Source organism: Paenibacillus woosongensis, assembly GCF_009725165.1.
GTDB lineage: Bacteria > Bacillota > Bacilli > Paenibacillales > Paenibacillaceae > Fontibacillus > Fontibacillus woosongensis.
This window is the reverse complement of the sequence record NZ_WNZW01000004.1, coordinates 201,015-224,946: the sequence shown is the minus strand read 5'-3', so window position 1 is coordinate 224,946 and position 23,932 is coordinate 201,015. Positions and strand designations below refer to the sequence as shown.

Genomic DNA, 23,932 nt, shown 5'->3' with positions numbered 1-23,932 from the left:
CGAAGAGCGACTGCTCCATGCAGCCGCCCCATTGCCCTGGGGGATTGCTTCCCTGGGGGATTGCTTCGTCAAATCCCTTCAGATTCCATTTGTACAGCCTTACAGTGTTCCGCTCTGCGGAGACTCGGCATGCAAAAACGGGGCCGGAGCCGGTACGAAAGAGTCGCTTCCCAAGGACAGGTCGAAGTTCTTCTCGGCTTCAGGGCCAAACACATGGCGGAACACCTCGGATACCGATTCCACCGGGATCACTTTGAGTCCCTGCAAGCCTTCAAACAGCGTCTGCCAATTATCCTTTGGGATAAGCACGGTTGTCGCCCCTGCCTGAAAAGCCGCCTCAACCTTGGCGACGACTCCGCCCACGGGCTTCACTTTTCCGTGAATTCCTAGTTCCCCAGTCATTGCGATCCGGTTGTCCACAGGCACCCGCTTGATTGCGGAAGCAATCGCCGTTGCGATCGCGAGCCCTGCGGAAGGGCCATCGATCGGCGTTCCCCCGGGAAAATTGATATGCAGGTCATAATTCGCCGGATGAAGGCCGATGCTCTTCAGCACGGTCAGTACATTTTCCACCGAGCCTTTCGCCATGCTCTTGCGCCGCAGCGTTCGGTTGCCGCCGCCGATTTCTTCCTCATCGACTACGCCGGTGATCGTGTATACGCCTTTCCCTTTCTGGGCGGGGACAGCCGTCGCTTCAATTTCCAGCAGCGTGCCCATGTTAGGACCGTATACCGCAAGACCGTTGACAACGCCGATTTCCGATTGTTCATTGATTTTGCGATCAGGACGCGGCGCCAGTTGGCTGCTCGTGGCCACCCATTCCAAATCCGATGCGAGCAAATGATCGCGCTGCTCGGTTAGAGCCAGCCCGGCGGCAAGCTGAACCATGTTCACCGCTTCCCGACCGTTCGTCGCGAATTTCTTGATGACCTCGATCGCCTCGGGGCAGGGCTGAAAGCCGATTCTTTTCACCGCATCCTCGGCGATTTGGGCTATCTCGTCCGGCAGCAGCGGGCGAAAATAAATTTCCATGCAGCGTGAACGAAGGGCTGGAGGGATTTCATGCGCAGAACGTGTCGTTGCCCCAACCAAGCGGAAGTCGGCTGGCAATCCATTTTGAAAAATGTCATGGATATACGCTGGAGTCCCCGAATCCTCGGAATTGTAATAGGCGCTTTCCAGATAGACCTTGCGGTCTTCCAGCACCTTTAACATTTTATTCATTTGAATGGAGTGAAGCTCACCAATTTCATCGATAAAAAGAATGCCGCCGTGCGCCTTCGTCACCGCTCCCGGCTTCGGCTGCGGAATTCCCGCCACCCCCATGGCGCCAGCACCTTGGTAAATCGGATCATGAACCGACCCGATGAGGGGGTCGGCAATGCCCCTTTCATCGAATCTGGCAATCGTCGCATCCATTTCAATAAACTTGGCGTCTGACTTAAAGGGCGATATCGGGTTTTTCTTCGCTTCCTCCATCACCACTCTGGCCGCAGCCGTCTTGCCGACGCCTGGCGGGCCATAAATAATGACATGCTGGGGATTGGCGCTGCATAATGCAGCCTTCAAAGCCCGAAGCCCATCCTTCTGGCCAACGATGTCATTCATAGTCGCCGGGCGCGTACGCTCGGCAAGCGGCTTCGTCAGCGATACCGCCCGCAGTTTGCGCAGCTTCTCCATTTCCTTGCGCGACTCCTTGTCCACCGCAGTCCGGTTCCCCCTCTGGCTGCGAAGCTGATTCCAGAAATAAAGGCCAATCACCACGGCGAAAAACATTTGAACAGACATCAAAATTACATTCAGTTCCATTATACAGAGCCTCCCACACTTTTACTGATACATGGTAGTATTGCCCTATTCACTCATCATAAAACGCAAATAAAAGCTAAAATGTCATTAAGAAAACCGTCGATTGACGTTATTTCCTTTAGAACTCAGATTATTAGCCACAGGAAATATGAGTAAAAGAAGACTGAATGCGGATCGTGGAGATATTATAGAAAGGTCATTTGGTTAATTGTAGAGGTAACAGTAAAGGTTGCGGTAAAGGTAACAAATGTATTTCCTGCAGTTAGTTCAACAGTTTTAACTAGGTCGAAGACAACTAACTGCAGAACCTGCATTTATTTTAGGGCTATTACGGCATTTCAGTCCAATTCAGGCAAACTAACTGCATGATTTACATTTATTACAGGTAACTTCTATAAAATGAGGGGAACTAGTTGTATAAAATGCATTTAGTATTCCAATCGGCTATAAAAAGCAAGTTAACTCAGGGATTTTGTGTCACCTGGGGGACTCAAACCACACTATGCAGGGCGCCAAAAAAAGGATAAGCACACTAACAAACGATGTAGTATACCAGCAAAGAATATTGGCTGCTAACAAACAATACTGGTTACAACAAACGATAAGCCCACCAATTACGATATAGCACACCAACAGACGTATAGCATATCAGCTGAGAATGAATCTCTAACTCGTCAAGCTTCGTCAATCGACTGGCATAGCACCTCAACTGTACCCATTCATGCATTCGCGAGCTATCGCAATCCTGACACCAACCGGCACAACTGTTAATTCGCCCAAAAATTAATAAACAAAAACCGCAAACTGCACTTGCGTACAGCTTGCGGTTTCATTATTTCACGGTTCACACAGTCGACTACCTGCGTTTAAACCGCTGCTTACGTCATGTAATCCTTATGCTAAGCGTGCTTCATGCTCATCGCTTATGCTTGAGCACTGGCGGCCCGGTGCTCTTTGCGCCCCGGGATTTCCCCGGTTGCTTCATAGACCTCGACGATGTGGTCGATTTCTTTCTTTAATTCCGATACTAATTCGGCCTCCGGCACCTTGCGGATCATTTCTCCGTAACGGAACAACAAGCCTTCACCGCGAGCTCCGGCGATGCCGATGTCAGCTTCGCGGGCTTCACCCGGCCCGTTAACGGCGCAGCCAAGCACGGAAACCTTGATCGGCACTTTCAGATTGGCGATATATTCTTCCACTTCATTTGCGATCGCAAACAAATCAATGTCCAAGCGGCCGCATGTCGGACAGGACACCAATGTGGCTGCGTTCGAAATTAACCCGAAGGTCTTGAGCAGCTCACGAGCAACCTTGACTTCCTCCACCGGATCGGCGCTTAATGAAATCCGCAGCGTGGAGCCAATACCCATGGAAAGCAGTGCCCCGATGCCTGCCGCACTTTTGACGGTTCCCGAGAACAGCGTACCGGCTTCGGTAATGCCAAGATGCAGCGGATACGGAATGACCTCCGCCGCTTTAGAGTACGCGGCAATAGCCATCGGAACATCGGATGCTTTGAGCGACACGATAATATCGTGGAAATCCAGTTCCTCCAAAATCCCAATATGGAACAATGCGCTCTCCACCATCGCCTCAGGCGTAGGATAGCCGTATTTTTCGAGCAGATGGTTTTCAAGAGAACCTGCATTGACTCCGATACGGATCGGAATGCCTTTCTCCTTGCAGGCTTTAACGACGGCTTCAACTTTTTCCCGGCGGCCGATGTTCCCCGGATTGATGCGCACCTTGTCGATGCCATTCTCAATCGCGAGCAAGGCCAGCTTATAATTGAAATGAATATCTGCCACAAGCGGTATATGAATCTGCTTCTTGATTTCCTTGATCGCCGCTGCAGCCTCTTCATTATTCACGGTCACGCGAACCAATTGGCAGCCTGCTTCCTCCAGCCGGTGAATTTCCGCCACCGTAGCGGCGACATCTGCCGTCTTGGTCGTACACATGCTCTGAATGATTACTTCGTTACTGCCGCCGATCGTCAGATTGCCGACTTTGACCGGCCGGGTATCTTGTCTCAAGAATGTCATTTCAGGTCTCTCCCATAACGTCAAAGCTCCACCCCTGCAAGCAAGCACGTCACTTACCACGCGCCGTTGCAAAGGTGGAGAACCCGACATCTATTTTGTGGCGTATTCGGCCGTTAAGCCTTATGCGCTCTCTTCTTGCTTCTTGTTCTTCTTAGGCTCTAGCTCGGGCACCGTCTTGTCTTGAACGACTTTCTCCGTAATGACGCAGTCCGTAATGTCCTCGCGCGAAGGCACTTCATACATCAGATCCAGCATGATGCCTTCGATGATCGCACGGAGTCCGCGCGCGCCCGTGTTCCGCTTAATCGCCTCCTGGGCGATCGCTTCAAGCGCCTTTGTTTCGAAAGTCAGGTTCACGTTGTCAAGCTCAAGCAGCTTCTGATACTGCTTCACCAGAGCATTCTTCGGCTCGGACAGAATACGTACAAGCGTCTTCTCGTCAAGCGGCTCCAGCGTCGAAATCACCGGCAGACGGCCGACGAACTCAGGGATGAGACCGAACTTAAGCAAGTCCTCTGGAAGCACCATGGAAAGATATTCACCCGGTTTAAGGTCCTTCTGTCCTTCGCTCACCGCGTTAAAGCCGATCACTTTCTTGCCGATCCGACGTTTGATGATTTGCTCCAGGCCGTCAAACGCACCGCCGCAAATAAACAAAATATTCGTCGTATCGATTTGGATAAATTCCTGATGTGGATGCTTGCGTCCGCCTTGCGGAGGCACAGACGCTACAGTGCCTTCCAGGATTTTGAGGAGGGCCTGCTGTACGCCTTCACCCGATACGTCGCGGGTAATGGATGGATTCTCGGATTTGCGGGCCACTTTATCGATTTCATCGATGTAAATGATGCCGCGTTCCGCTTTCTCCACGTCATAATCCGCAGCCTGGATCAGCTTCAGTAAAATATTCTCGACGTCTTCACCGACATACCCTGCTTCTGTTAGGGAAGTCGCATCCGCAATCGCAAACGGCACGTTCAAAATTCTCGCCATCGTCTGCGCAAGCAATGTTTTACCGGAACCCGTAGGACCGAGCAGCAAAATATTGCTCTTCTGCAATTCGACGTCGTCAACTTTGCCTTGAATATTAACGCGCTTGTAGTGGTTATACACCGCAACGGACAGCGATTTCTTCGCCTGCTCCTGGCCAATAACATACTGATCCAGGATGTCGCGAATTTCCTTCGGCTTCGGAATTTCCTTCAGATCGAGTTCCTCTTCATGTCCGAGTTCCTCTTCTACAATCTCCGTGCACAATTCGATGCACTCATCACATATATAAACGCCCGGTCCGGCAACAAGCTTGCGGACCTGTTCCTGCGATTTGCCGCAGAACGAGCATTTTAATTGTCCCTTTTCATCGTTGAACTTAAACATGTAAACACCCCTTTATGGTTTAATCGGCTTACTAATGACCTGGTCGATGATTCCATAGGCCATAGCCTCTTCCGCGCTCATGAAGAAGTCGCGGTCTGTATCGCGTTCGATTTTTTCAAGGGGTTGACCCGTCCGATCCACATAGATCTGATTCAGCTTCTCTCTTGTCTTGATGATCCATTCAGCATGGATTTTGATATCCGCGGCTTGACCGCGTACTCCGCCAAGCGGCTGGTGAATCATCACTTCACTGTTCGGAAGTGCAAATCGTTTGCCCGGGGCACCCGCTGTAAGCAGGAGCGAACCCATGCTGGCAGCCATTCCTACGCAAATTGTAGAAACATCTGGTTTGATATATTGCATCGTATCATATATACCCATCCCGGCTGTAACCGAACCACCAGGGGAATTGATGTACAGATGGATATCCTTCTCAGGATCTTCCGCTGCCAAGAACAACAGCTGGGCTATTACGAGATTGGCAACATCATCGTCAATCGCGTTGCTGAGAAAAATAATTCGATCCTTTAAAAGTCTCGAGTAAATATCGTAAGACCGTTCTCCCCGGCTTGTTTGTTCTACGACCATAGGTACCAGACTCATGCGACCAACCTCTTTTCCTTTTCAAATTCTTACGCTTACAGAAATATTCTATCACGTTCAAAGGCGCATGTCATTTTTCATTCGATACAGTGTATGACTTTCTGAACGTATTATATAACCAAAGACTTGTCCAGCAAGGTAATTCCAATATATGTATTTCAAAAAGGTTAAAAATTAAGGCACGCATCTTATATACGTGCCTTAACATTGTCCAATGTTCTATCCGGAGATTCAGCGGCTTAAAGCAGGTTAAGCTCCCGGCTTATTATTCAGCTGCTGCTTCTGTGGATTCTTCTTTAGCTTCTTCTTTCTTCTCGGCTGGAACCTCTTTGCTGTTCTCCAGCAAGAATTCGATCGTTTTCCGAAGAGCTACATCCTCATTCAATGTGCCCAGCGAACCGTTAGCCGCAAGAATGCTGCGGATCTCCTCTGGAGTACGCTTGTACGCTTCAGCCATATCGTTAAGCTCTTTATTGACTTCTTCTTCGGTAGCTACGATATTTTCTTCCTTCGCGATTTGCTCCAGAACGAGGTTGTTGCGAACGCGTTTCTCGGCATCAGCTTTCATTTGCTCCTGCAGATCTTCGATGCTTTGGCCGGAGAAGCTCAGGAACATTTCCAAGTTCATGCCTTGGGAGCGCAGACGGTTGTCGAAATCGCGCACCATGTTTTGAACTTCACTTTGAACCATCGACTGAGGAATTTCAACTTCAGCATTCTCGCTGGCTTTCTCAACGACGATTCCTTCGCGCGCTGCTTTGCTGTCTTTCTCTTTGCGGGAATGAAGCTCTTTCTTCAGATCTTCCTTATATTCAGCAAGCGTATCGAACTCGCTGACATCTTTCGCGAATTCGTCATCCAGCTCAGGCAGTTGTTTACGTTTAATTTCGTGTACTTTTACTTTAAAAACGGCTTCCTTGCCAGCCAGATCCTCGGCATGGTATGTCTCAGGGAAAGTCACGGTTACATCTTTGAAATCTCCCGTGGCCAGGCCGACAACTTGCTCTTCGAAACCTGGAATAAATGTGCCGCTGCCAAGCTCCAGCGAATAACGCTCAGCCTTGCCGCCTTCAAACGGAACGCCGTCTACGGAACCATCGAAGTCGATGACAACAGTGTCGCCGTTTTGGGCTGCTTCTTCATCGATAACAACGAGTTCAGCATGACGCTGCTGCAAACGCTCAAGCTCTTGGTTGATTTCTTCTTCAGTTACTTCCACCGGCTCTACAGGCACTTCGAGGCCTTTATAGTTGCCAAGCGTAACTTCCGGTTTAACAGTTACTTTCGCTTTGAACTTAAATGGTTGTCCTTTAGCAAATTGCTCTACGTCCACTTCAGGACGGTCCACCGGGAAAATATCCGTTTGTTCAACCGCTTCAGTGTACACTTCAGGAAGCAAGATATCGATCGCGTCTTGATAAAGGGATTCAACGCCGAAACGCGCTTCAAAGATCGGCCGTGGTACTTTACCTTTGCGGAATCCAGGTACGTTTGCTTTCTTTACCACTTTTTGAAACGCTTTATCTAGTGCAGCAGCTACACGTTCTGCTTCAACTTCAACCTCAAGAACACCGAGGTTCTTCTCTATTTTTTCCCAAGTTGCTTTCATTTTATGCCTTCCCCTCCAAATTTCACATATTACTATATTGAAATACTGAAACCGAATCGCGATAAAGCAGCTACCGTGGTTCCAGTATAGCTGTCTCTATTCCACGTTCAGAATAACCACTATATTATAAACAACAATACATGTTTTTACAAGAGCAGAACGAGAGGGTTCTTGGAGACCACCGGCTACCCCGTGTCTCGATTACCCCCCCACGCCCGCTGCCACGAACTGCCGCATCGTACGGCAGGCCTGCTCAAACTTTAACCGGAGATCATCTGTTATACCATAAAGCGTCCTCAATTCCTCATCGCTTTTCCCGCCGGGAAGACTGTCCGAGACCATAAGATGCAGAGCGGCCGCCCAAATATCGATAACCGCATCCTCCTCGCTCAGGATCGAGTAGTAATTCTTCGTCCCGTAAATTGCCATTATAAACTGCGACCACAGCTCCTGGGCAAAATAAAACAGCGTCGGATCATGCACCTGCGTCTCATTCCCTACCCGTTCCAATACCGCTTGTATCGGCGCCGGGAATTGTTCCGGCTTCAAGGGAACAGCTTCGATATCGATTTCAACCGGCTCGCTGCCGCGCTTCAATATCAGCGTTCCCTGCGTGCCCCGGCGCTGCAAAGTTTGAAACACGCGGAATTGCAGCAGCGGATGCAATTCCGTGCCCTCAATCCAGCGGATCAGCACCTCGTCCACTTCTGGCCTGTCCAGGTACACCAGCTGCTCCAGGGCAAGGAAGGTCTGCTCCGATAAAGGCTTCTCAGTTACGGCATGAAGAAGCTTCTCGACGTATAGGTGATCCTCCGCCAGCTTGGCTTCGGCATGCTGCCTGGCCATATCTTCTTCGGCATAATCGTCCTCTTCGGGCATCTCGCCTTGTTCAAAGCTTGGAAAAGCGCTGTTCAGCCAATCAAGCAGAGCCTGCCACTCTTCGTAATGGCGGGGATCCTGCCCCTGGCATTGCAGCAAAAATTGCAAGAGCTCCGCGGCCTCCCGGTATCGTTCCGTTTCCAGCATCCGCGTCAGCTCGATTTGATAATAATCCAACGTTTTGGGAAATAAAACGATGTTGTCTTTTTCATCGGGTCGAGAATTGCTGATATGCGCAACCTCCTTCATTCCGTATTTGCAATTAATTGAGATTATAGCATAGACGTATTCGAGATAAAAATACTTGTATTCAAGACTTTATTTATGAGCCGATTGTGAATGCTATTAATGAAGGAATATTTTTATTGATTTACCTATTGATTCGCAGCATTTGGTGTGTTAAAATATTTTTTGCTTGCGTTTTTACTTTTGTTATTTTTTATGTCCCAGTAGCTCAGCTGGATAGAGCAACGGCCTTCTAAGCCGTCGGTCAGGGGTTCGAATCCCTTCTGGGACGTATAGTAAACTCTCCATCAGGAGAGTTTTTTTGCGTCCAGGGGGTGAGAACCCCTTGGGGGTTCGTCGGAGTGAGACCGCCACGCGCAGCGGAAGGGCAAACGGAGTCTCGCGCCTGGAGCGCGAGTATCCCTTCTTGGACGCAAGCCAAAACTCTCCATCAGGAGAGTTTTAAAAATAAATATTTTGCAACACAATCCGCTAAAATACCGCAAATTTTTCATTTACCCCATACAATAACTATGAAAATTTTCCCATTCCTTCCGATATAAATAAAGATGTATTTTTCATTTGATGAAGGAGGAAAATTATGCGTTACAGTATTACCCCCACGGGCTTCGCCAATCAAACCCTGGAAGTCGTGACTTCAGGCATTGGCGGCAATGCCAAGCTTATGGTGAATAACCAGCTGGTTACCGCCAAGAAGAGACAGCCGATGATGCTGCGCCGGGATGACGGGCAGGAAGTAGAGGCTGTGTGGAAAAAGGACTTATTCGGAATGGACGTCCCCAATATCATAATTGACGGCTCGCTCATTCAGGTTGCTAAGCCGCTTCCTGTCGTAGCTAAGGTTTGGTGTTTCCTGCCGCTGGTATTTATTTTTATCGGGGGAGCGATCGGCGCCCTGATCGGCATTCTTGCTGCAGCAGCCAATATGAGCGTGTTCCGGCTGCCTACCAATTTGATCGTGAAATTTATTGTAACTCTGCTGATCGACCTGGTCGCAACCGGCCTGTTAATGTTCCTGGCAAGCACTCTTCACTTGCTGCTTCAGTAGTAATTAAATCACAGAGAGGGCATTTTTAAGGGGTTATTTTTAAAATTTCGAGTACATAACCGAGCGAGTTTTTTCGACAAATATCTGCATTTGATATGTCGAAGGGCTCGCTTTTCATTTGTTTTTCAATTAGGCATCTCAAGCAAAATGAAGTACAATAAAGACGTCTGGCTGTCTACCAAATTCTGCTCATGTTGAAACGCAATCTATCAAACTATTGATGAGGAGGTCCGTATTACATGAGTTTTACGTTACAGCTTGGAGCGCAGGCTCCCGATTTTGAACTTAAGGCGACAGATGGGGCTTTGTATTCATTGGACAGCTTCGCTTGGGCCGATTATCTCGTAGTTTTCTTCACTTGCAATCACTGCCCTTACGTGGTCGGTTCCGACGAAGTCACTCGCCAAACGGCGGAGAAATTTAAAGACAAAGGCGTGGCCTTTGTCGGCATTAACGCAAATAGCGAAAACACGCATCCCGATGATTCTTTTGAGCATATGATTCTTCGAATGGAAGAGCACCGGTTCCCATGGGTTTACCTTCGGGATATGGACCAAGACGCAGCCAGAGCTTACGGTGCGCTGCGCACACCTCATTTCTTTGTATTTGACAAACAGCGCCGCCTTGTTTATACAGGCCGTGGAGTGGACAACCCTCGTGAAACTTCAAAAATGACCACTAATGACTTGGAAAGAGCTCTGACGGAGCTTACCTCAGGCGAGCCGGTCAGCGTGCCGTTAACGAATCCGATCGGCTGCAATGTCAAATGGGAAGGACAGGACGCCCACTGGATGCCAGCGGAAGCCTGTGATTTGGTATAACGATAATGTCACAAATATATCAATTTGAAGTCCGGACCATCGAGGGAGAAACTGTCACGCTTGAGCAATTCAAAGATAAGGTGCTGCTGATCGTTAATACGGCCAGCGCTTGCGGATTAACACCGCAATATCAGGGATTGCAGCATTTATATGATACGTATGGCGAACAAGGTTTGGTCGTTCTCGGCTTTCCCTGCAATCAGTTTGCCGGGCAAGAGCCAGGTACGGAAGCGGAAATCAAAAGTTTCTGCGATTTGAATTACCAGGTCACCTTCCCTCTCTTCGCCAAAATCGATGTCAAAGGCGAAAACGCCCACCCGTTGTATAAATATCTTGTCAGCCACGTTCCGGCACCTTACCGGACAGGAGACATCGAATGGAATTTCGTCAAATTTCTTGTGGACCGGAACGGAAACATTCTTAAGCAGTACAGCGCGCGTACGGAGCCTTCAGTTCTAGAGTCTGATATCCGGCAAGCGTTGATCCATGCTGATTAACCGCTCCACAACACTAAACTGAGGTTGTTCAGAGAGCCCAAAGCTCTTATGAACAACCTTTATTTTTGCTTCCGTCATTGCCGCTCCCTCTCTGAGGTATTCTCCTCCGCTCAACCCCTGAGTCCCTTCCTTCATTTGAAATATCCATGACTGCAAAATATATTTTTTAATTGAGTTTTTGAAGCTCATCAAATAATTAACTAAACCCGATATATTATAATATCAATTACCTAAAATATCCTGGATTACCGGATTATATTCCTATTTGCGGAGGACGTAACTATGACAACACGAAGAACGGATCCCTTCCGTTACTCAATGATCACACCCTTACCCTGCTGGATTGAAATCAGAGAAATTAACGCTGTTCCTGTTCACAGTAAATTAGCAGAAATTGAGCTGATCGATATTAGCAAGTCAGGATGCCGAATCCAGACCAAACTGGACCTTAGAGCATCCACCCATCAGATTGAAGCCACAGTTCATGTGCGGCTCAATGAGGATCTACATAAGTTCCCGGGCAGCATTCGCTGGCAGAAAGAGCATGAGAACGCCGTATTCCATTATGGCCTTGCGCTAAATTTGACCGAAGACATGAAAGAAAGCCTCAATATTGAGCTGCGGTCCCTGGCTGCCTCCCGGCGAATCGTAGTACTGTAATACATACATATTAAAAAAACAACCGCAACCGCAAATCTGAGTCGATCTGCGATTGCGGTTACAGTTATCTGTGGGCATCAAATCCGTTTATCGTTCACTTTCACGCACGGCTTCCAGCGCCGACAGCTTTCCTTCCCAGAACCGAGCCTGCCTCAGCACTTCGCCTTTGCTCGCCTCAAGCACCAGCCCTTCTTCCTGAACAACATATCTCATCGGATAAGCTGCATAGCTGGTTATGATCCAGCTATCCCCATCCTCCGTAATATATCCGTTGACACAACGCAGTTGTCCCTTCGCATCGCGATATAAATAAGTCGTCGTGCCGAATCCGAGCAAATAGGCCACGAGCTCTTCTCCCATGTCCCAATCGTCCCCTGTCGCATTAGCGAACAAGGAAGCAAACAACGGATCGCTCGCGTTCCGGAACACGGATTGTCCGAAACGATCGCGCGACAGTGACGGCATGTTCAGGTTCGGGGCTGCCACGCTATAGGTCGAAGCCGCTTCCCCGGGCTGCAAGCGGCGCGGCGTAGATGTGACGTTCCAATCATAGCAGTTGAAGACTGCCATCGCCGCGCGATAGGCGGCCTCCAAATACTGCGAATCTCCAAGATGCTCGTAAGCTACCCGGGAAGAAGCCGCTACCAGACCTCCCCATAAGGAATGGATCATGTACGATAAGGCTTCCCACCAGCGATCCGGATTTTGCGCCCGATAATCATTGCTGAAGCCGATATTAGCCAAGATCAACTGACCGTATTTCTCCGCTTCATCCCGCAGTCCAACCGAGAGCAGTGTCTCGCACGTCGGCCCGAAACCGGCATTATCATAGAAATGCTCTGTAATTGCACCGGCAAACGGCTCCGAATTACGTTCCAGCCTTATCCCAAACTCCTGCCACAGCCGCGTCAAGCGCTGATGCCATTCCAGCATTCCAGTCTCCCATAAATCTTTGAGCAAGTCGTCGATATACAATATAAACACGCCGCTTAAACCTGTTTCATCCTTCTCCCTCTGACCTTGGTGGCAGTCCGGGTTCAACCGGACAGCAAGCACTTCCGCCGCCCATTCTAAATAAGTATGGGGCGTATTCAATTTAAGCAGCGAAGCCTCCATGCGAGAGAGCAAATAAAACACATGGGCGATATAGTCCAGATCAAATATGCGATAGAAGCTTCCATATAAAGCACGCGGCTTAGTAAAGTTGCCATGTTCAAACCAATGACGCTTCATATCGAGCACTGCGGATGCCTCCGCCTTTTCCACTTGCTCCCGAACGGGGGTCGCCAGACTATTTTTCATAAGCAGAAAAGTAAGCTTCCCTAGGGATTCTCCCTGATTCGACAGCGGTAAAAATGCATGCGCTCTTCCCATCGTCCCCTCTTCGTCGTAATTGTTGCGGCAGAGCCACTCCGCACGCTTCTCCAAAATACGGCCGATCGGTTCAAGCACGTTCCACACCAGAATATCCTTGCGCCCATCCTCCAGCAGCAGCTCAAGCTTATGCTCACCTGGCTCCGTCCGATGCAAGGCGGCTTGGAATCGCTGAGGGCGCTGCCCATCCGCTGCGAAAAAGGAAGTAATGTCTTCCTCCTGGACCACACCTTGAGATGACGAAGTAAGCAATCTAACCTGCCTGACCTGTTGCCCATTCGGAAGCTCCAGTTCCGCTTGAAATAACCCGCCTGACGTCAGCACGGGAGTATAGGTCCAGCGGGGATGCCCGTGCTCTAATGCCTGGTGATAAAAATCCTCCTGATCATCACAAGCAGCGAACGCATACTCCCACTGCACACGCTGCCCGGCATCCAAAATCAGCGGATCATACTCATCCCCGTAAATCCAATCGACCGCTGCCGATTCCGGCATCGAGCTGCCATTCTCGACTAGCGATAAGCGATGGAACAGCAGACCGTCAAGCGACGGGGACACCTGCTCCAAAAAGCGATTCTCATATCTGCAAAATGAACCGAACGCCGCGGAACGCCCCTTTTTTCCATAAATACCGAGATGGGGGGCCTCATTACTGCGCCGGATTGCTGCAAACTTGGAGAAGTCCCCTCCCATATGGGCGAATACCGCACAGGATTCGCGTATGTTGCGTACGACGTTATCATCGCGAAACATCACGTAGGCTAATGAGAACCAGAGATGGAATCCATCGACCCGCAGCTCCTTGTCTGTAGAATTGAAGCTCTCAATTTGCCAGATCATCCGCTCCTCTTCAAGCCGGTAAGTCAGTGTGATCGTCAGCCCCCCTGTATCGAAGGAGACTTCGGCACAGCCCTCACTGACCTTTCTAATCGCCGGAATCAGATCGAAGCTTCGTATTGTACGTCCGTTCACTACCGCTGTCCATTCCCCGAATAGCTTATCAACATCATCATAACCAGCCTCTGCCAAATAACCGGGATCAACGACCCAGTTCATCGCGTAAGGATCGTCCTTCATCCTCAGAGACTTTACCGCTCCACGCTCTGTAAAGGCAAGTTCAAACTTTGGACTATTCAGTATGTTCATATGTCTCCACCCCTCAGTCTTGTCACCTTTATCATTTTTTGACTCCGCTGAGCGAAATGCCCCCTAGAATAAGGTTTTGCGTAAAATAAAACAGCGTTGCCGGGAACAGAACCGATAAGCAGGATACCGCCATCAGTTTCTCGTATTCAATATTAAAAGCATTTTTGAATAAATTGATTCCAAGCGGCAGCGTGTACATGCTCTGGTCATTTATAAAAATGAGCGGCGTTAAAAATTCATTCCAGCACCAGACAAAATGGAACACCCCAATGACGACCACAATCGGACGGCATAACGGCAAAATAATGCTCCAATAAATTTGCCAGCGGTTGCACCCGTCAATTTCAGCCGCTTCGTCCAAATCTCGCGGAACTCCCATAATAAACTGCCGGGCTAGGAAGATGAAAAACGCGGAGCCAAACGCCCCCGGCAAAATCATAGGCCAAAGCGTGTTAATGAGTCCCATTTTGTTGTATTGGATATATAACGGAATCGCCGTTACGTCCCAAGGAATTACCATCGTACCGATTACGAAAAGAAACAGAGCATTCCTGCCCCAGAAATTGATCCGGGCAAATCCGAAGGCGACCATCGTAGCGGACAGCATGGCAAACGGAGTCGATACGCCCACTACAATCAGCGTGTTCAGAAGGAAGCGGCCAAACGGCTGCGCCTTCCAAGCATCGGCAAAGTTATGCAGCTGCCAATTTGTCGGTATAAGCTCTGGCTTTGCTGTAAAAATATCCTCCGGCGCTTTCACCGCCGTGGACAGCATCCAGGCGATCGGGAAGAGGAATGCTGCTGCACAGAGTACCGTCAAAGCAAAAACCATGACTGTTTGGGTACGTTTTTTACTCTCTAGCGCATGCATTAACGTCCACCTCCGTCGTCTTCATAATGAACCCAATACTTGGACGAAGCCAGAACGAGGCCGGTCAGCAGCACGATGAGAATGAACATCACCCAGGCCATGGCCGAGGCGTAGCCCATTTTGAAATGGGTGAACGCATTGCGGTACACATGCAGAGAATAGAAGTAGGTTGAGTTTGCCGGCCCGCCTCCTGTCAGCACGAACGCAAGAACAATCGTTTGGAAAGCCGAGATCAGGCTCGTCAAAATATTAAATAGAATCGTCGGCGTAATCAGCGGAATCGTAATATTGAAAAATTTGCGTACGGGACCTGCGCCGTCAATGTCTGCCGCTTCATAATATTCAGAGGATACTGAACGAAGCGCTGACAGGTACAGTACCATCGGGGAGCCGACGCCCCATAGAGCAATGAATATGAGTGCGTATAGAGCAACGTTTGGATCGGTCAGCCAGTGCACTCGTGGAAGTCCGACAAGCTCCAGCATGTAATTGACTGGCCCAAAATCGTCGTTCAGCATCCAGCTAAAAATTAGCGCTAGCGTTACCCCTTGTATCAGGGATGGCAAATAAAAAATCGATCTGAAAAATTTAATGCCGTAGGTGGCCCGGTTGAGCAGGACAGCGATAAGTATCGCAAACACGACCTGCAAGGGCACCATAATGAACACGTATTTAAATGTGACGATCATCGATTTAAAATAGAAAGGATCGCTCGTGAACATATGGACGTAATTTTCAATACCGGTAAATTTCGGGCTGCCCACCATATTCCATTCGGTGAAGCTGATCCCCAATGAGAAAACCATCGGGCCGAACATCAGCAGAAGAAAGCCGATGAGCCACGGCGAGATAAAGAATAGACCCGCTGCATTCTCACGAAGCCTTTTCCTTCTGAAGGAACGTTTCAATAGAGTCTGATCTGCGCTGGATTGTGCCATGTTGTCATCACCTCAATTTGAGGAGAAGGGGAAGCCTTTCAGCCTCCCATCCTTCCATTACTGTGAATCCGTACTTGAACCCTTATTTCAAAACCGCTTGAGCCTGCTTGGCCGCATCATTCAAAGTGCTCTGAATGTCGGCATTGTTATAGAAGATCGCCTGTACCCCGGCGCGAATCATATCCTCGGCCTCGCTCCATTTTTCGTTCCGCATGCTCGCGATCAGCTTGTCACTGCCCTCTAATTCTTTCGCGAAGGCTTCTAGATATGGATCCGCGGCGTAACCATTTTCTTCGTCCACGGATATAACTGGCGAGAATGCGAACTTATTCGCAGTGATGATTTTGATGCCTTCTTCACCCGACATGAACTTGATCAATTCCCATGCCGCCTCTTTGTTCTTGCCGGACTTCGGCATCGAGTAGCCGGACGTATGGATAATGCCTTTCAGACTGCCGCCCTCCGGCAGAGGATGCGTCACAGTTCCGATATCCAGCTTACCTTCCTTCAGAATATCTCCAAGCGGCCACATCCCGTTGTCGAACATGGCGATTTGCCCTGTCTGGAACGATTCCAAACCGTTATTCGTACTGAACTTGCCTGCGGAGTTGATTTTGGAGGAGGCGTCGTACAGTTGTTTCAGGAAGGTCATCGTCTCCACGTTCTCTGCACTGTTCAAGACGCCTTCCACCGTTTTCCCGTCCTCGCTCACCATGTCCCCGCCGTTGCTCCAGACATATGGCTGCATCGTCATCACATCATCCGGCGTCATAATGAATCCGTATTGTCCGGGCTTGGTCAGCTTCTGGACGGTATCGACGAATTCATCCCATTTCCATCCGTCTTGCGGATAGGGTACGCCTGCTTCATCAAACAGCTTTTTGTTGTAGTAAATGGCACGCGTAGAATACGTTGTCGGGAGCCCCCACAGTTTGCCGTCATATTTCATGTAATCCATTAAGATCGGGTAATATTTGCCGAGATCATAGTTGTCCTTATCTACCCAGGCCTGCATATCTTCAAGCGCACCCCCCGGTACGTACAGAGGATAGTTCCAGGCCATGAACACATCAGGAGCGGTATCTGACGCAAGAGATGTCAACAGCTTCTGATCATAGTTGTCTGGTACGGATTCGACTTTGACTTTAATGCCAGGATTTTTCTCCATAAAAGCGTTAATTGCATTCTGGTAAGGCTGAAGCGTCTGTCCGGAATCCCAAGTCATAAAACGAAGCGTCACTTCATTTCCTTCAGTTCCTTTATTGCCTCCATTAGCTGCTGTCCCAGGCGAATTGGCACCGCTTTCACTTTTGCCGCCGCAAGCGGACAGCAAACTGAGACACAACGCAGCTACCAGAGTTAGCATAAACCATCTTTTGTTCCTGCTGTTATCCTTGCTTGTACTCTTGCTCATTTTCACATTGACCCCTCCCTAATGTGTGGTACATGTATATGTGAGCTTGCCTCCTTCGGCAAGTTGTCACCATTCGGTCAAAAATTTAAACGTTTAGATTTTATTGGAAAAGAGGAGCTGTCTCGAAAAATTCTTTCATTTCTTCGGGGCAGCTACAGAATCACGTTCAATCAACCGGCAGACCGGCATATTCACAGGCTCGTTTTTCTTTCCTTGCATGAGGTTATGGAGAACCTCCATCGCTTGGTATCCCATTTCATGCAATGGAATATCCATGGTTGTAATGCGGGGAGTTAAATAATCGCTGAACTCACGATTATCGAACCCGATCACAGACAGGTCCGCCGGCACCTTTACTCCTGCTTCGTTTGCCGCTTCCAAAACCCCGACAACCATAACATCATTCATAGATAGAATCGCTGTCGGCGGCTCCGGCAAAGCCAGCAATTCCTTCGTTAATCGGTAGCCGGACTCCCGTTCCCAATCTCCCATTTTAATATACAGCGGGTCGAAGGGAAGTTCGAACTCTGTTACCGCCTTGTAATATCCATTCAAACGCAGGCGGGAAGGAATCGAATCCATCAAGCCGCTGATTATAGCGATTCGCCGGTGTCCTTTCTGAACTAAATAGGACATTGCTTCATAGGATGCCTGTTCATCGTTATATTGAATAGCGATATCATTCTGGGTATACCCATACGTGTAAACAATCGGTTTGCCCTCCGTATCGATCAAGCCACTCAAGTCCCGGGTATGTACGCCTACATAAATGATCCCGTCCACCTGCTTGCTGAGCAGTTCGGATACGGCGCTTGTAGCATATTTTTTGTACTTGTCGACGTTGTCGAAATCGCGGCCGATCCGTTTATCCAGACGCAGGTTGGTCAGCAAAATATGCAGATCATGGCGGTCGCCATAATCGTTAATGCCGTCAATAATTTCTGGCGTGTTAAATACGGTAACGTCTTCGGCAATGACGCCAATTGTATCGGTACGTCTGCGTTTGAGGCTTTTAGCAATATCATTTGGCTTATAATTGAGCTCTTCGATCACCGCCAAAACCCGTTCACGCGTTTTGGGACGGACATTCCGCGTGCCATTGAGGACGTAGGAGACGGTAGCCGTAGACACATTCGCCCTGGCTGCTATATCTTTGATGCTAATGTTAGACATACTCCACCTCCTCGATATAATCACTGTTCACAAAATCTAAACGTTTAGATTTATATTTTTTATACCATATCCGTTTTTGTTCTGCAAGCGTTTTCTTGCCGTTTTAACTAAATATTATTTTCACTCAGATAAATATGCTTTTAAAATAGGTGGATATTCATGGGTAAATTGGTTATAATAGTTCAAACTTAATATGTACATCCATGATTGGAAGAGTAATTATTGTCCTCCACGTCCAAGCGAGCCGGGATAGTGGGAGCCGGCCGGAGTCAATAATGAAACGGATCCATGAGATGGTCTTCTGAACAGTAAAGTAGGAAGGTCCGGCAGACACCGTTATGTTATGAGTGGTTAGACATTTATGTTTAACAACAAGAGTGGTACCGCGAGTACGATCAGTCCTCGTCTCTTATGAGACGTGGGCTTTTTTATTTTTTACAACAAAATTTATTGGAGGGATTGCATGTTAAGTCATTGGATAAGGGGGCACATAACCAATGCTGTTCAGAGTCTGTGTGAAGATCTAGACGTTGTAGACGCTAAAGAGCCCATTGTCAAAATTGAACAACCCGCAAGCCTTGAGCATGGCGACTACTCCAGCAATATTGCGATGCAATTGGCAAAGGCGCTTAGACAACCACCTCTGCAAATCGCAGAGCTGATTAAGGCAGAGCTCCTCCAGCAGGGGAATATGCAAAATTTATTGAGCCGAATCGAGATTGTTCCTCCGGGATTTATAAATCTATATATCAACTGGGAAGCATGGATGCAGCAAGAATTCGAGCTACCGAAGTGCTCTGCTGAAAAAATAGTCATCGAACATACCTCCATCAATCCGAATAAGTCAGCTCATATCGGCCATCTAAGAAATTCATGTATTGGCGATACGTTAGTAAGACTGCTCAGAAGAGTCGGCTATGATGTCGAAGTTCATAATTATATCGATGATTTAGGCAATCAATTAGCGGACACCGTGGTTGGACTGCTGCACATTCCTTTATCGGGAGAACACGGGCGTTTCGGAGATTATTGCTGGGATCTGTACGCAATGACCAATAAAGCATATGCCATTCATCCTGAACTGGCCGAGAAGCGAATCGAAGTGCTTCATGACCTGGAATGCGGCAACTCCAACATATCGTGGGTAGGCATGCTTGCGGCGGAACGGATCGTTCGTGAGCATCTTGAGGATATGAGCGCATTCGGGATCCAATACGATTTGCTCGTCTGGGAGAGCAGTATTGTAAGGGAAGGGTTTTGGCATTCAGCGTTTCAGCGGTTGCAGAAGACATCGCTGTTTTACCAAGAAACCGAAGGCAAGCTGGCTGGGTGTTGGGTTTTGAAGCAAAGCGCTGAAGACCAGGTTCAGGTCAGCATGCAGAAGGCAGCGACCGATCATGCCGCAGACAAAGTTCTGGTGCGTTCCAATGGCATTTTAACGTATACAGCCAAAGATATTGCCTACCATTTGTGGAAATACGGGCTGTTGGATAAAGATTTTGCGTATCAGAAATTTTCCGGTGATTTATGGATAACCCGCTCTTATGGGATCGCCGAAAAAAGTTTCGGCCATGCCGATTCGGTTATTAATGTCATTGACTACCGTCAGGAATATCCTCAGGCCATGGTGAAGCAGGCGCTTCAGGCACTGGGTTATGCGAAAGAAGCGGAGAATCTCTATCATGTCAGCTACGGGGTCGTCTCCCTGAGTCCCTCGTCGGCCGCAGAATTAGGAATCGACATATCCGATGGCAAGAGCTCGTATGCCATGTCCGGACGCCAGGGAATTGGCATCAAAGTTACTGAGTTACTGGATATTATGGAGGGCGTGATCGAGAACAAACGCACGGAGCAAAGCGGCCTATCCAGCAGAGAAATTGCAGCTGCAGCTATACGCTATTATTTACTGCGCTTCAGCCTTCAGACCGAAGTGGTGTTCGACTTAGAGCAGGCTACTGAAATTTCAGGCAATACGGGCGTGTATTTGTTATACGCTTATGCCCGTGCCAATAATGTCTTAAGGAAAGCGCAGGAACGGAATCTTCAGCCGAACCGTATTCCGGTCAAGATCATTTCGCTGGAACCAGCCGAAAGGGCTTTGCTGAGGCATATCAGCAGCTGGTTCGATACCCTGCACAATGCCAGTAAGGAATTGACACCAAATACGATATGCAGCTATGCCTACCAGCTGGCAGCCCTGTTCAATAACTTCTATACGTCCTGCCCTGTCCTAAAAGCGGAGAGCGCATTGCAGCCATTTCGCATATGGTTGACTGCCAAAGCCCAGGAGACGTTAGGAGATGCACTGCAGGTGCTTGGTTTGCCTGCGCCTAGCCGTATGTAGATTATTGGCGCGAGACTCCGCTCGACCTGCCGCTACGCTCAGCGGGCTCACTACGACGAACCCCACAAGGGGTTCTCATCCCCTGGGAAACGAAAAAAACTCTCCAAAGGAGAGTTTTGGCTACGTCCCAGAAGGGATACTCGCGCTCCAGGCGCGAGACTTCGTTCGTCCTGCCGCTCCGCATGGCGGTCTCACTACGACGAACCCCACAAGGGGTTCTCATCCCCTGGGAAACGAAAAAAACTCTCCAAAGGAGAGTTTTGGCTACGTCCCAGAAGGGATTCGAACCCCTGACCGACGGCTTAGAAGGCCGTTGCTCTATCCAGCTGAGCTACTGGGACACATTTTAACGCAACAGTATTATTATACCGCATTGAGTCTTTTTTTCAAGACCTTTAGCGGATATATCTATTGTTTCGAAGCAGTTTTAATCAACAATCAAAAGTCCAGAAGATACCCACCGTCTCGGCAATTTTTTAGTGCCCTGACCATGGGTATCTCTCTGGCTCGGCATAAGCTTCGTATCTGGTTCCGGCTCTCGCGCCAGCCTTGGCTCAAGTTCCGTATACTGATCCGGCCTACAGCTCTATTTCATCACCAAGGCCGGCTCAACTCCAGATCCATCATCTCTTACTTAAACACCTCTACGCCATTCAGAATGAGTCTGTGTGTAATGACCGCATTCAGCGAATCCGATACGGAACAATACTTCATCGTTCCGAGTTCAATAGCCTTCCAAATCCGGTAATCGGGAATATCGCCGTCTACTTTGAAGATCAGCTCGATCGATGCAAATCCCTTTGGAGGCTCTTCCTTGCGGACTCCGTTCGTTACAATCTCAATTTTATTAATGGAAGACAGGAAGTTCTCCAGAATCATCGTTACATCGATGCCAATGCAACCCGCCAAGCTGGCTAGCAGTACCTCAACGGGGGAAGCTCCATTGCCTTCTCCCCCCCATTGCGGAGTGGCGTCCATATTCACGGTGTAACCAGAAGGACCTGCTGCTTGGAAAAATCTTTTACCCTGCCATGTTGTCGTTACTTGCATGTTGTTTACCTACTCTCTTTGTTCTATTTATGATATAGATGACAAGCTGTATAACGATTTTCGGATACTTTAAGCCATTCTGGCTGAACGCTGCTGCATTGCGGCATAGCATGAGGGCAGCGCGTATGAAATACGCAGCCTGAAGGCGGTTTGCGCGGACTCGGCACCTCTCCGGACAGAACAATTCGCTCTCTTCTTTTGTCCACATCCGGCTCGGGAATAGCTGATATCAGCGCCCTTGTATAGGGATGAAGCGGATTTGTGAACAGCTCCTCCGAAGGCCCCATCTCCATCATTTTTCCCAAATACATGACCCCGACATGATCGCTAATGTAGCGTACAACCGACAAGTCATGGGAAATGAACAGATAAGTTAACGACAAGCGGCTCTGGAGCTCCTCCAGCAAGGTCAGAACCTGAGCTTGAATGGATACATCCAGCGCCGATACTGGCTCATCAAAAACGATGAATTTCGGCTCAAGAATCAGCGCCCGGGCGATTCCTACTCTCTGCCGCTGCCCCCCCGACAATTCATGCGGGTATCTTGAGGCATGCTTAGCGGTTAACCCTACAACTTCGAGAATGTCATTCACTTTCTTTACAAGCTCTTCCTTCGGTAATTTATAATGGGTACGCAGCGGCTCCTCCAAAATACGACGAACCGTCCACTTCGGATCCAGGGAGCCGAACGGGTCCTGGAATACCATTTGCATATCCGTTTTGAGCCTTCTCATCGGTTCCGTTCCCAGCTCCGTGATATCCGTCCCTTCGAACAGTATGCTTCCAGATGTAGGCTCAATTAATCTGAGCACGGTTTTGCCCAGCGTCGTTTTCCCTGAGCCCGATTCGCCTACGATCGCGAACGTTTCCCCTTTTTGAATTGCAAAGGAGACTCCGTCTAGCGATTTGGCGGCGCCGGTGACTCGGCCGAGCAGACCCGTTTTTACGGGATAATGCTTCTTTAAATCCTTGATCTCAAGAATGGGCAGCATCCATATCCCCCCTATAGAGATGGCATTTGCATCTATGCTGATTGCCAAAATCGTAAAGCGCCGGCTCTATGCTCTCACACACATCCATCTTGGAAGGACAGCGCTCGGCAAAGCGGCAGCCCGGCAAATACTCCGAAGGATGAGGAACCTGTCCGGATATAGCCTCCAGACGCTTCTTCTCTCCTGAAAATTGAGGCATTGAATTTAAGAGGCCGATGGTATAAGGATGCTTGGGCTCCTTGAATAGTGTCCGGACATCCCCCTGCTCCACGATTTGGCCGGCATACATCACCGCTACCCGATCGCACATTTCAGCCACCACTCCGAGATCATGAGTGATAAAAATAATTGCGGCTCCCCGCTCCTGCTGAAGCTTCTTCATCAGCTCGAGAATTTGTGCCTGAATCGTGACGTCCAAAGCTGTTGTAGGCTCATCCGCGATCAGAATATCCGGGTTGGAGGCCATGGCCATCGCGATCATCACGCGCTGCCGCATGCCGCCGGACAACTGGTGCGGATATGCCTCCATAATTTGCTCCGGTGCGGATATGCCGACTTCACCAAGCAGAACAATCGCTTCTTTGTGGGCCTCTCTTTTACTCTTCCTCGAGTGCTGCCGTATCGATTCTCTAACTTGCCGGCCAATCTTGAAGACCGGGTTCAAGGCAGTCATCGGCTCCTGAAAGATCGTGGCAATCTGATTGCCCCGCACCTTCTGCATTTCGGCTTCAGACATGTCCAGCAGACTTCGTCCATGAAGGCGGATATCGCCTTCAGCCACCTTGGCCAGACCCTTGGGAAGCAGTCGCATAATGGATAACGAGGTCACACTTTTCCCACTGCCGGACTCCCCGACAATGCCAAGCGTTTCTCCGGCCTCCAGCTCCAAGCGGACACCGTTTACTACCCGTACCGTACCTGAACCACTGGCGAACTCGATAGACAGCTGATCGATTTCCAAGAGCTTTGTCATAACATAGCGGCCTCCCATGATGAATTAAGTGGGCAAGACCCCCTTATGCCCTTCGGCCCG

19 protein-coding genes, 2 tRNA genes and 1 other annotated feature are annotated in these 23,932 nt (G+C 49.1%); of the genes, 6 read left to right on the top strand and 15 right to left on the bottom strand.

The window, feature by feature from the left end; all coding sequences use genetic code 11:
• Window positions 1–99: 99 nt before the first annotated feature.
• From lonB to GNP95_RS14050, 6 genes are all read right to left on the bottom strand, one after another.
• The gene (lonB, locus tag GNP95_RS14075; RefSeq protein WP_155611497.1) at window positions 100–1,809 is read right to left on the bottom strand and encodes an ATP-dependent protease LonB; all 1,710 of its coding nucleotides are present in this window, start codon (window positions 1,807–1,809) and stop codon (window positions 100–102) included.
• Window positions 1,810–2,732: 923 nt separating this feature from the next.
• Window positions 2,733–3,857 carry a flavodoxin-dependent (E)-4-hydroxy-3-methylbut-2-enyl-diphosphate synthase gene (ispG, locus tag GNP95_RS14070; protein WP_155611496.1) on the bottom strand — a complete coding sequence of 375 codons (1,125 nt, stop codon included), beginning with the start codon at window positions 3,855–3,857 and terminating at the stop codon, window positions 2,733–2,735.
• A 120-nt stretch (window positions 3,858–3,977) separates the two neighbouring features.
• A complete protein-coding gene (clpX, locus tag GNP95_RS14065; RefSeq protein ID WP_155611495.1) occupies window positions 3,978–5,234 on the bottom strand; it encodes an ATP-dependent protease ATP-binding subunit ClpX in 1,257 nt (418 codons plus the stop codon).
• A 12-nt stretch (window positions 5,235–5,246) separates the two neighbouring features.
• Window positions 5,247–5,837 carry an ATP-dependent Clp endopeptidase proteolytic subunit ClpP gene (gene clpP / locus GNP95_RS14060; RefSeq protein WP_155611494.1) on the bottom strand — a complete coding sequence of 197 codons (591 nt, stop codon included), beginning with the start codon at window positions 5,835–5,837 and terminating at the stop codon, window positions 5,247–5,249.
• Between the two features lie 265 nt (window positions 5,838–6,102).
• A complete protein-coding gene (tig, locus tag GNP95_RS14055) occupies window positions 6,103–7,446 on the bottom strand; it encodes a trigger factor (RefSeq protein WP_155611493.1) in 1,344 nt (447 codons plus the stop codon).
• A 201-nt stretch (window positions 7,447–7,647) separates the two neighbouring features.
• Window positions 7,648–8,574: a hypothetical protein gene (locus GNP95_RS14050; protein WP_155611492.1), complete on the bottom strand. Its 927-nt coding sequence runs from the start codon at window positions 8,572–8,574 to the stop codon at window positions 7,648–7,650.
• A gap of 194 nt (window positions 8,575–8,768) precedes the next feature.
• Between GNP95_RS14050 and GNP95_RS14045 the strand changes: the two genes are divergently transcribed.
• From GNP95_RS14045 to GNP95_RS14025, 5 genes are all read left to right on the top strand, one after another.
• Window positions 8,769–8,842: transfer RNA gene (locus tag GNP95_RS14045), tRNA-Arg, on the top strand.
• A 309-nt stretch (window positions 8,843–9,151) separates the two neighbouring features.
• Window positions 9,152–9,619, top strand: coding sequence for a hypothetical protein (locus GNP95_RS14040; RefSeq protein ID WP_155611491.1), 468 nt, complete (start codon window positions 9,152–9,154; stop codon window positions 9,617–9,619).
• A 239-nt stretch (window positions 9,620–9,858) separates the two neighbouring features.
• Window positions 9,859–10,440 (top strand): thioredoxin family protein, encoded by a 582-nt coding sequence (locus GNP95_RS14035; RefSeq protein WP_155611490.1) that lies wholly within the window; start codon window positions 9,859–9,861, stop codon window positions 10,438–10,440.
• A gap of 5 nt (window positions 10,441–10,445) precedes the next feature.
• Window positions 10,446–10,937: a glutathione peroxidase gene (locus tag GNP95_RS14030; protein ID WP_155611489.1), complete on the top strand. Its 492-nt coding sequence runs from the start codon at window positions 10,446–10,448 to the stop codon at window positions 10,935–10,937.
• 282 nt (window positions 10,938–11,219) lie between these two features.
• Window positions 11,220–11,597 (top strand): PilZ domain-containing protein, encoded by a 378-nt coding sequence (locus tag GNP95_RS14025; protein ID WP_155611488.1) that lies wholly within the window; start codon window positions 11,220–11,222, stop codon window positions 11,595–11,597.
• Window positions 11,598–11,684: 87 nt separating this feature from the next.
• On the opposite strand, the gene GNP95_RS14020 is transcribed toward GNP95_RS14025, so the two are convergent.
• From GNP95_RS14020 to GNP95_RS14000, 5 genes are all read right to left on the bottom strand, one after another.
• Window positions 11,685–14,117 (bottom strand): hypothetical protein, encoded by a 2,433-nt coding sequence (locus tag GNP95_RS14020; RefSeq protein WP_155611487.1) that lies wholly within the window; start codon window positions 14,115–14,117, stop codon window positions 11,685–11,687.
• Window positions 14,118–14,148: 31 nt separating this feature from the next.
• On the bottom strand, window positions 14,149–14,988 hold the full coding sequence (locus tag GNP95_RS14015; RefSeq protein ID WP_155611486.1) for a carbohydrate ABC transporter permease: 840 nt from the start codon (window positions 14,986–14,988) through the stop codon (window positions 14,149–14,151).
• The gene (locus tag GNP95_RS14010; protein WP_155611485.1) at window positions 14,988–15,926 is read right to left on the bottom strand and encodes a carbohydrate ABC transporter permease; all 939 of its coding nucleotides are present in this window, start codon (window positions 15,924–15,926) and stop codon (window positions 14,988–14,990) included. The genes GNP95_RS14015 and GNP95_RS14010 overlap by 1 nt, the downstream gene beginning before the upstream one ends.
• An 82-nt stretch (window positions 15,927–16,008) precedes the next feature.
• Window positions 16,009–17,340 (bottom strand): ABC transporter substrate-binding protein, encoded by a 1,332-nt coding sequence (locus GNP95_RS14005; protein ID WP_230873807.1) that lies wholly within the window; start codon window positions 17,338–17,340, stop codon window positions 16,009–16,011.
• 135 nt (window positions 17,341–17,475) lie between these two features.
• Window positions 17,476–18,513 (bottom strand): LacI family DNA-binding transcriptional regulator, encoded by a 1,038-nt coding sequence (locus GNP95_RS14000; protein WP_155611484.1) that lies wholly within the window; start codon window positions 18,511–18,513, stop codon window positions 17,476–17,478.
• A gap of 194 nt (window positions 18,514–18,707) precedes the next feature.
• Window positions 18,708–18,926 (top strand) — a binding site (T-box leader).
• 50 nt (window positions 18,927–18,976) lie between these two features.
• On the opposite strand from GNP95_RS14000, the gene GNP95_RS13995 reads away from it, so the two are divergent.
• A complete protein-coding gene (locus GNP95_RS13995) occupies window positions 18,977–20,857 on the top strand; it encodes an arginine--tRNA ligase (protein WP_155611483.1) in 1,881 nt (626 codons plus the stop codon).
• Window positions 20,858–21,124: 267 nt separating this feature from the next.
• Here the strand turns inward: GNP95_RS13995 and GNP95_RS13990 are convergent.
• From GNP95_RS13990 to GNP95_RS13975, 4 genes are all read right to left on the bottom strand, one after another.
• Window positions 21,125–21,198, bottom strand: a tRNA-Arg gene (locus GNP95_RS13990).
• Window positions 21,199–21,487: 289 nt separating this feature from the next.
• Window positions 21,488–21,907 carry an OsmC family protein gene (locus tag GNP95_RS13985; protein ID WP_155611482.1) on the bottom strand — a complete coding sequence of 140 codons (420 nt, stop codon included), beginning with the start codon at window positions 21,905–21,907 and terminating at the stop codon, window positions 21,488–21,490.
• Between the two features lie 23 nt (window positions 21,908–21,930).
• The gene (locus GNP95_RS13980; RefSeq protein ID WP_155611481.1) at window positions 21,931–22,899 is read right to left on the bottom strand and encodes an ABC transporter ATP-binding protein; all 969 of its coding nucleotides are present in this window, start codon (window positions 22,897–22,899) and stop codon (window positions 21,931–21,933) included.
• Window positions 22,883–23,872 (bottom strand): ABC transporter ATP-binding protein, encoded by a 990-nt coding sequence (locus tag GNP95_RS13975; protein ID WP_155611480.1) that lies wholly within the window; start codon window positions 23,870–23,872, stop codon window positions 22,883–22,885. Before GNP95_RS13975 ends, GNP95_RS13980 begins: the two co-directional genes overlap by 17 nt.
• Between the last annotated feature and the right edge of the window lie 60 nt (window positions 23,873–23,932).

Excerpts from the sequence above, each read along its gene's own strand:
- ispG (WP_155611496.1), bottom strand. The coding sequence starts at position 3,857 with ATGACATTCTTGAGACAAGATACCCGGCCGGTCAAAGTCGGCAATCTG.
- GNP95_RS13980 (WP_155611481.1), bottom strand. The coding sequence starts at position 22,899 with ATGCTGCCCATTCTTGAGATCAAGGATTTAAAGAAGCATTATCCCGTA.
- clpP (WP_155611494.1), bottom strand. The coding sequence starts at position 5,837 with ATGAGTCTGGTACCTATGGTCGTAGAACAAACAAGCCGGGGAGAACGG.
- GNP95_RS13985 (WP_155611482.1), bottom strand. The coding sequence starts at position 21,907 with ATGCAAGTAACGACAACATGGCAGGGTAAAAGATTTTTCCAAGCAGCA.
- GNP95_RS14005 (WP_230873807.1), bottom strand. The coding sequence starts at position 17,340 with ATGAGCAAGAGTACAAGCAAGGATAACAGCAGGAACAAAAGATGGTTT.
- GNP95_RS14030 (WP_155611489.1), top strand. The coding sequence starts at position 10,446 with ATGTCACAAATATATCAATTTGAAGTCCGGACCATCGAGGGAGAAACT.
- GNP95_RS14020 (WP_155611487.1), bottom strand. The coding sequence starts at position 14,117 with ATGAACATACTGAATAGTCCAAAGTTTGAACTTGCCTTTACAGAGCGT.
- GNP95_RS13995 (WP_155611483.1), top strand. The coding sequence starts at position 18,977 with ATGTTAAGTCATTGGATAAGGGGGCACATAACCAATGCTGTTCAGAGT.
- GNP95_RS14035 (WP_155611490.1), top strand. The coding sequence starts at position 9,859 with ATGAGTTTTACGTTACAGCTTGGAGCGCAGGCTCCCGATTTTGAACTT.
- GNP95_RS14000 (WP_155611484.1), bottom strand. The coding sequence starts at position 18,513 with ATGTCTAACATTAGCATCAAAGATATAGCAGCCAGGGCGAATGTGTCT.
- GNP95_RS14050 (WP_155611492.1), bottom strand. The coding sequence starts at position 8,574 with ATGAAGGAGGTTGCGCATATCAGCAATTCTCGACCCGATGAAAAAGAC.
- GNP95_RS14040 (WP_155611491.1), top strand. The coding sequence starts at position 9,152 with ATGCGTTACAGTATTACCCCCACGGGCTTCGCCAATCAAACCCTGGAA.
- lonB (WP_155611497.1), bottom strand. The coding sequence starts at position 1,809 with ATGGAACTGAATGTAATTTTGATGTCTGTTCAAATGTTTTTCGCCGTG.
- clpX (WP_155611495.1), bottom strand. The coding sequence starts at position 5,234 with ATGTTTAAGTTCAACGATGAAAAGGGACAATTAAAATGCTCGTTCTGC.
- GNP95_RS13975 (WP_155611480.1), bottom strand. The coding sequence starts at position 23,872 with ATGACAAAGCTCTTGGAAATCGATCAGCTGTCTATCGAGTTCGCCAGT.
- GNP95_RS14015 (WP_155611486.1), bottom strand. The coding sequence starts at position 14,988 with ATGCATGCGCTAGAGAGTAAAAAACGTACCCAAACAGTCATGGTTTTT.
- tig (WP_155611493.1), bottom strand. The coding sequence starts at position 7,446 with ATGAAAGCAACTTGGGAAAAAATAGAGAAGAACCTCGGTGTTCTTGAG.
- GNP95_RS14025 (WP_155611488.1), top strand. The coding sequence starts at position 11,220 with ATGACAACACGAAGAACGGATCCCTTCCGTTACTCAATGATCACACCC.
- GNP95_RS14010 (WP_155611485.1), bottom strand. The coding sequence starts at position 15,926 with ATGGCACAATCCAGCGCAGATCAGACTCTATTGAAACGTTCCTTCAGA.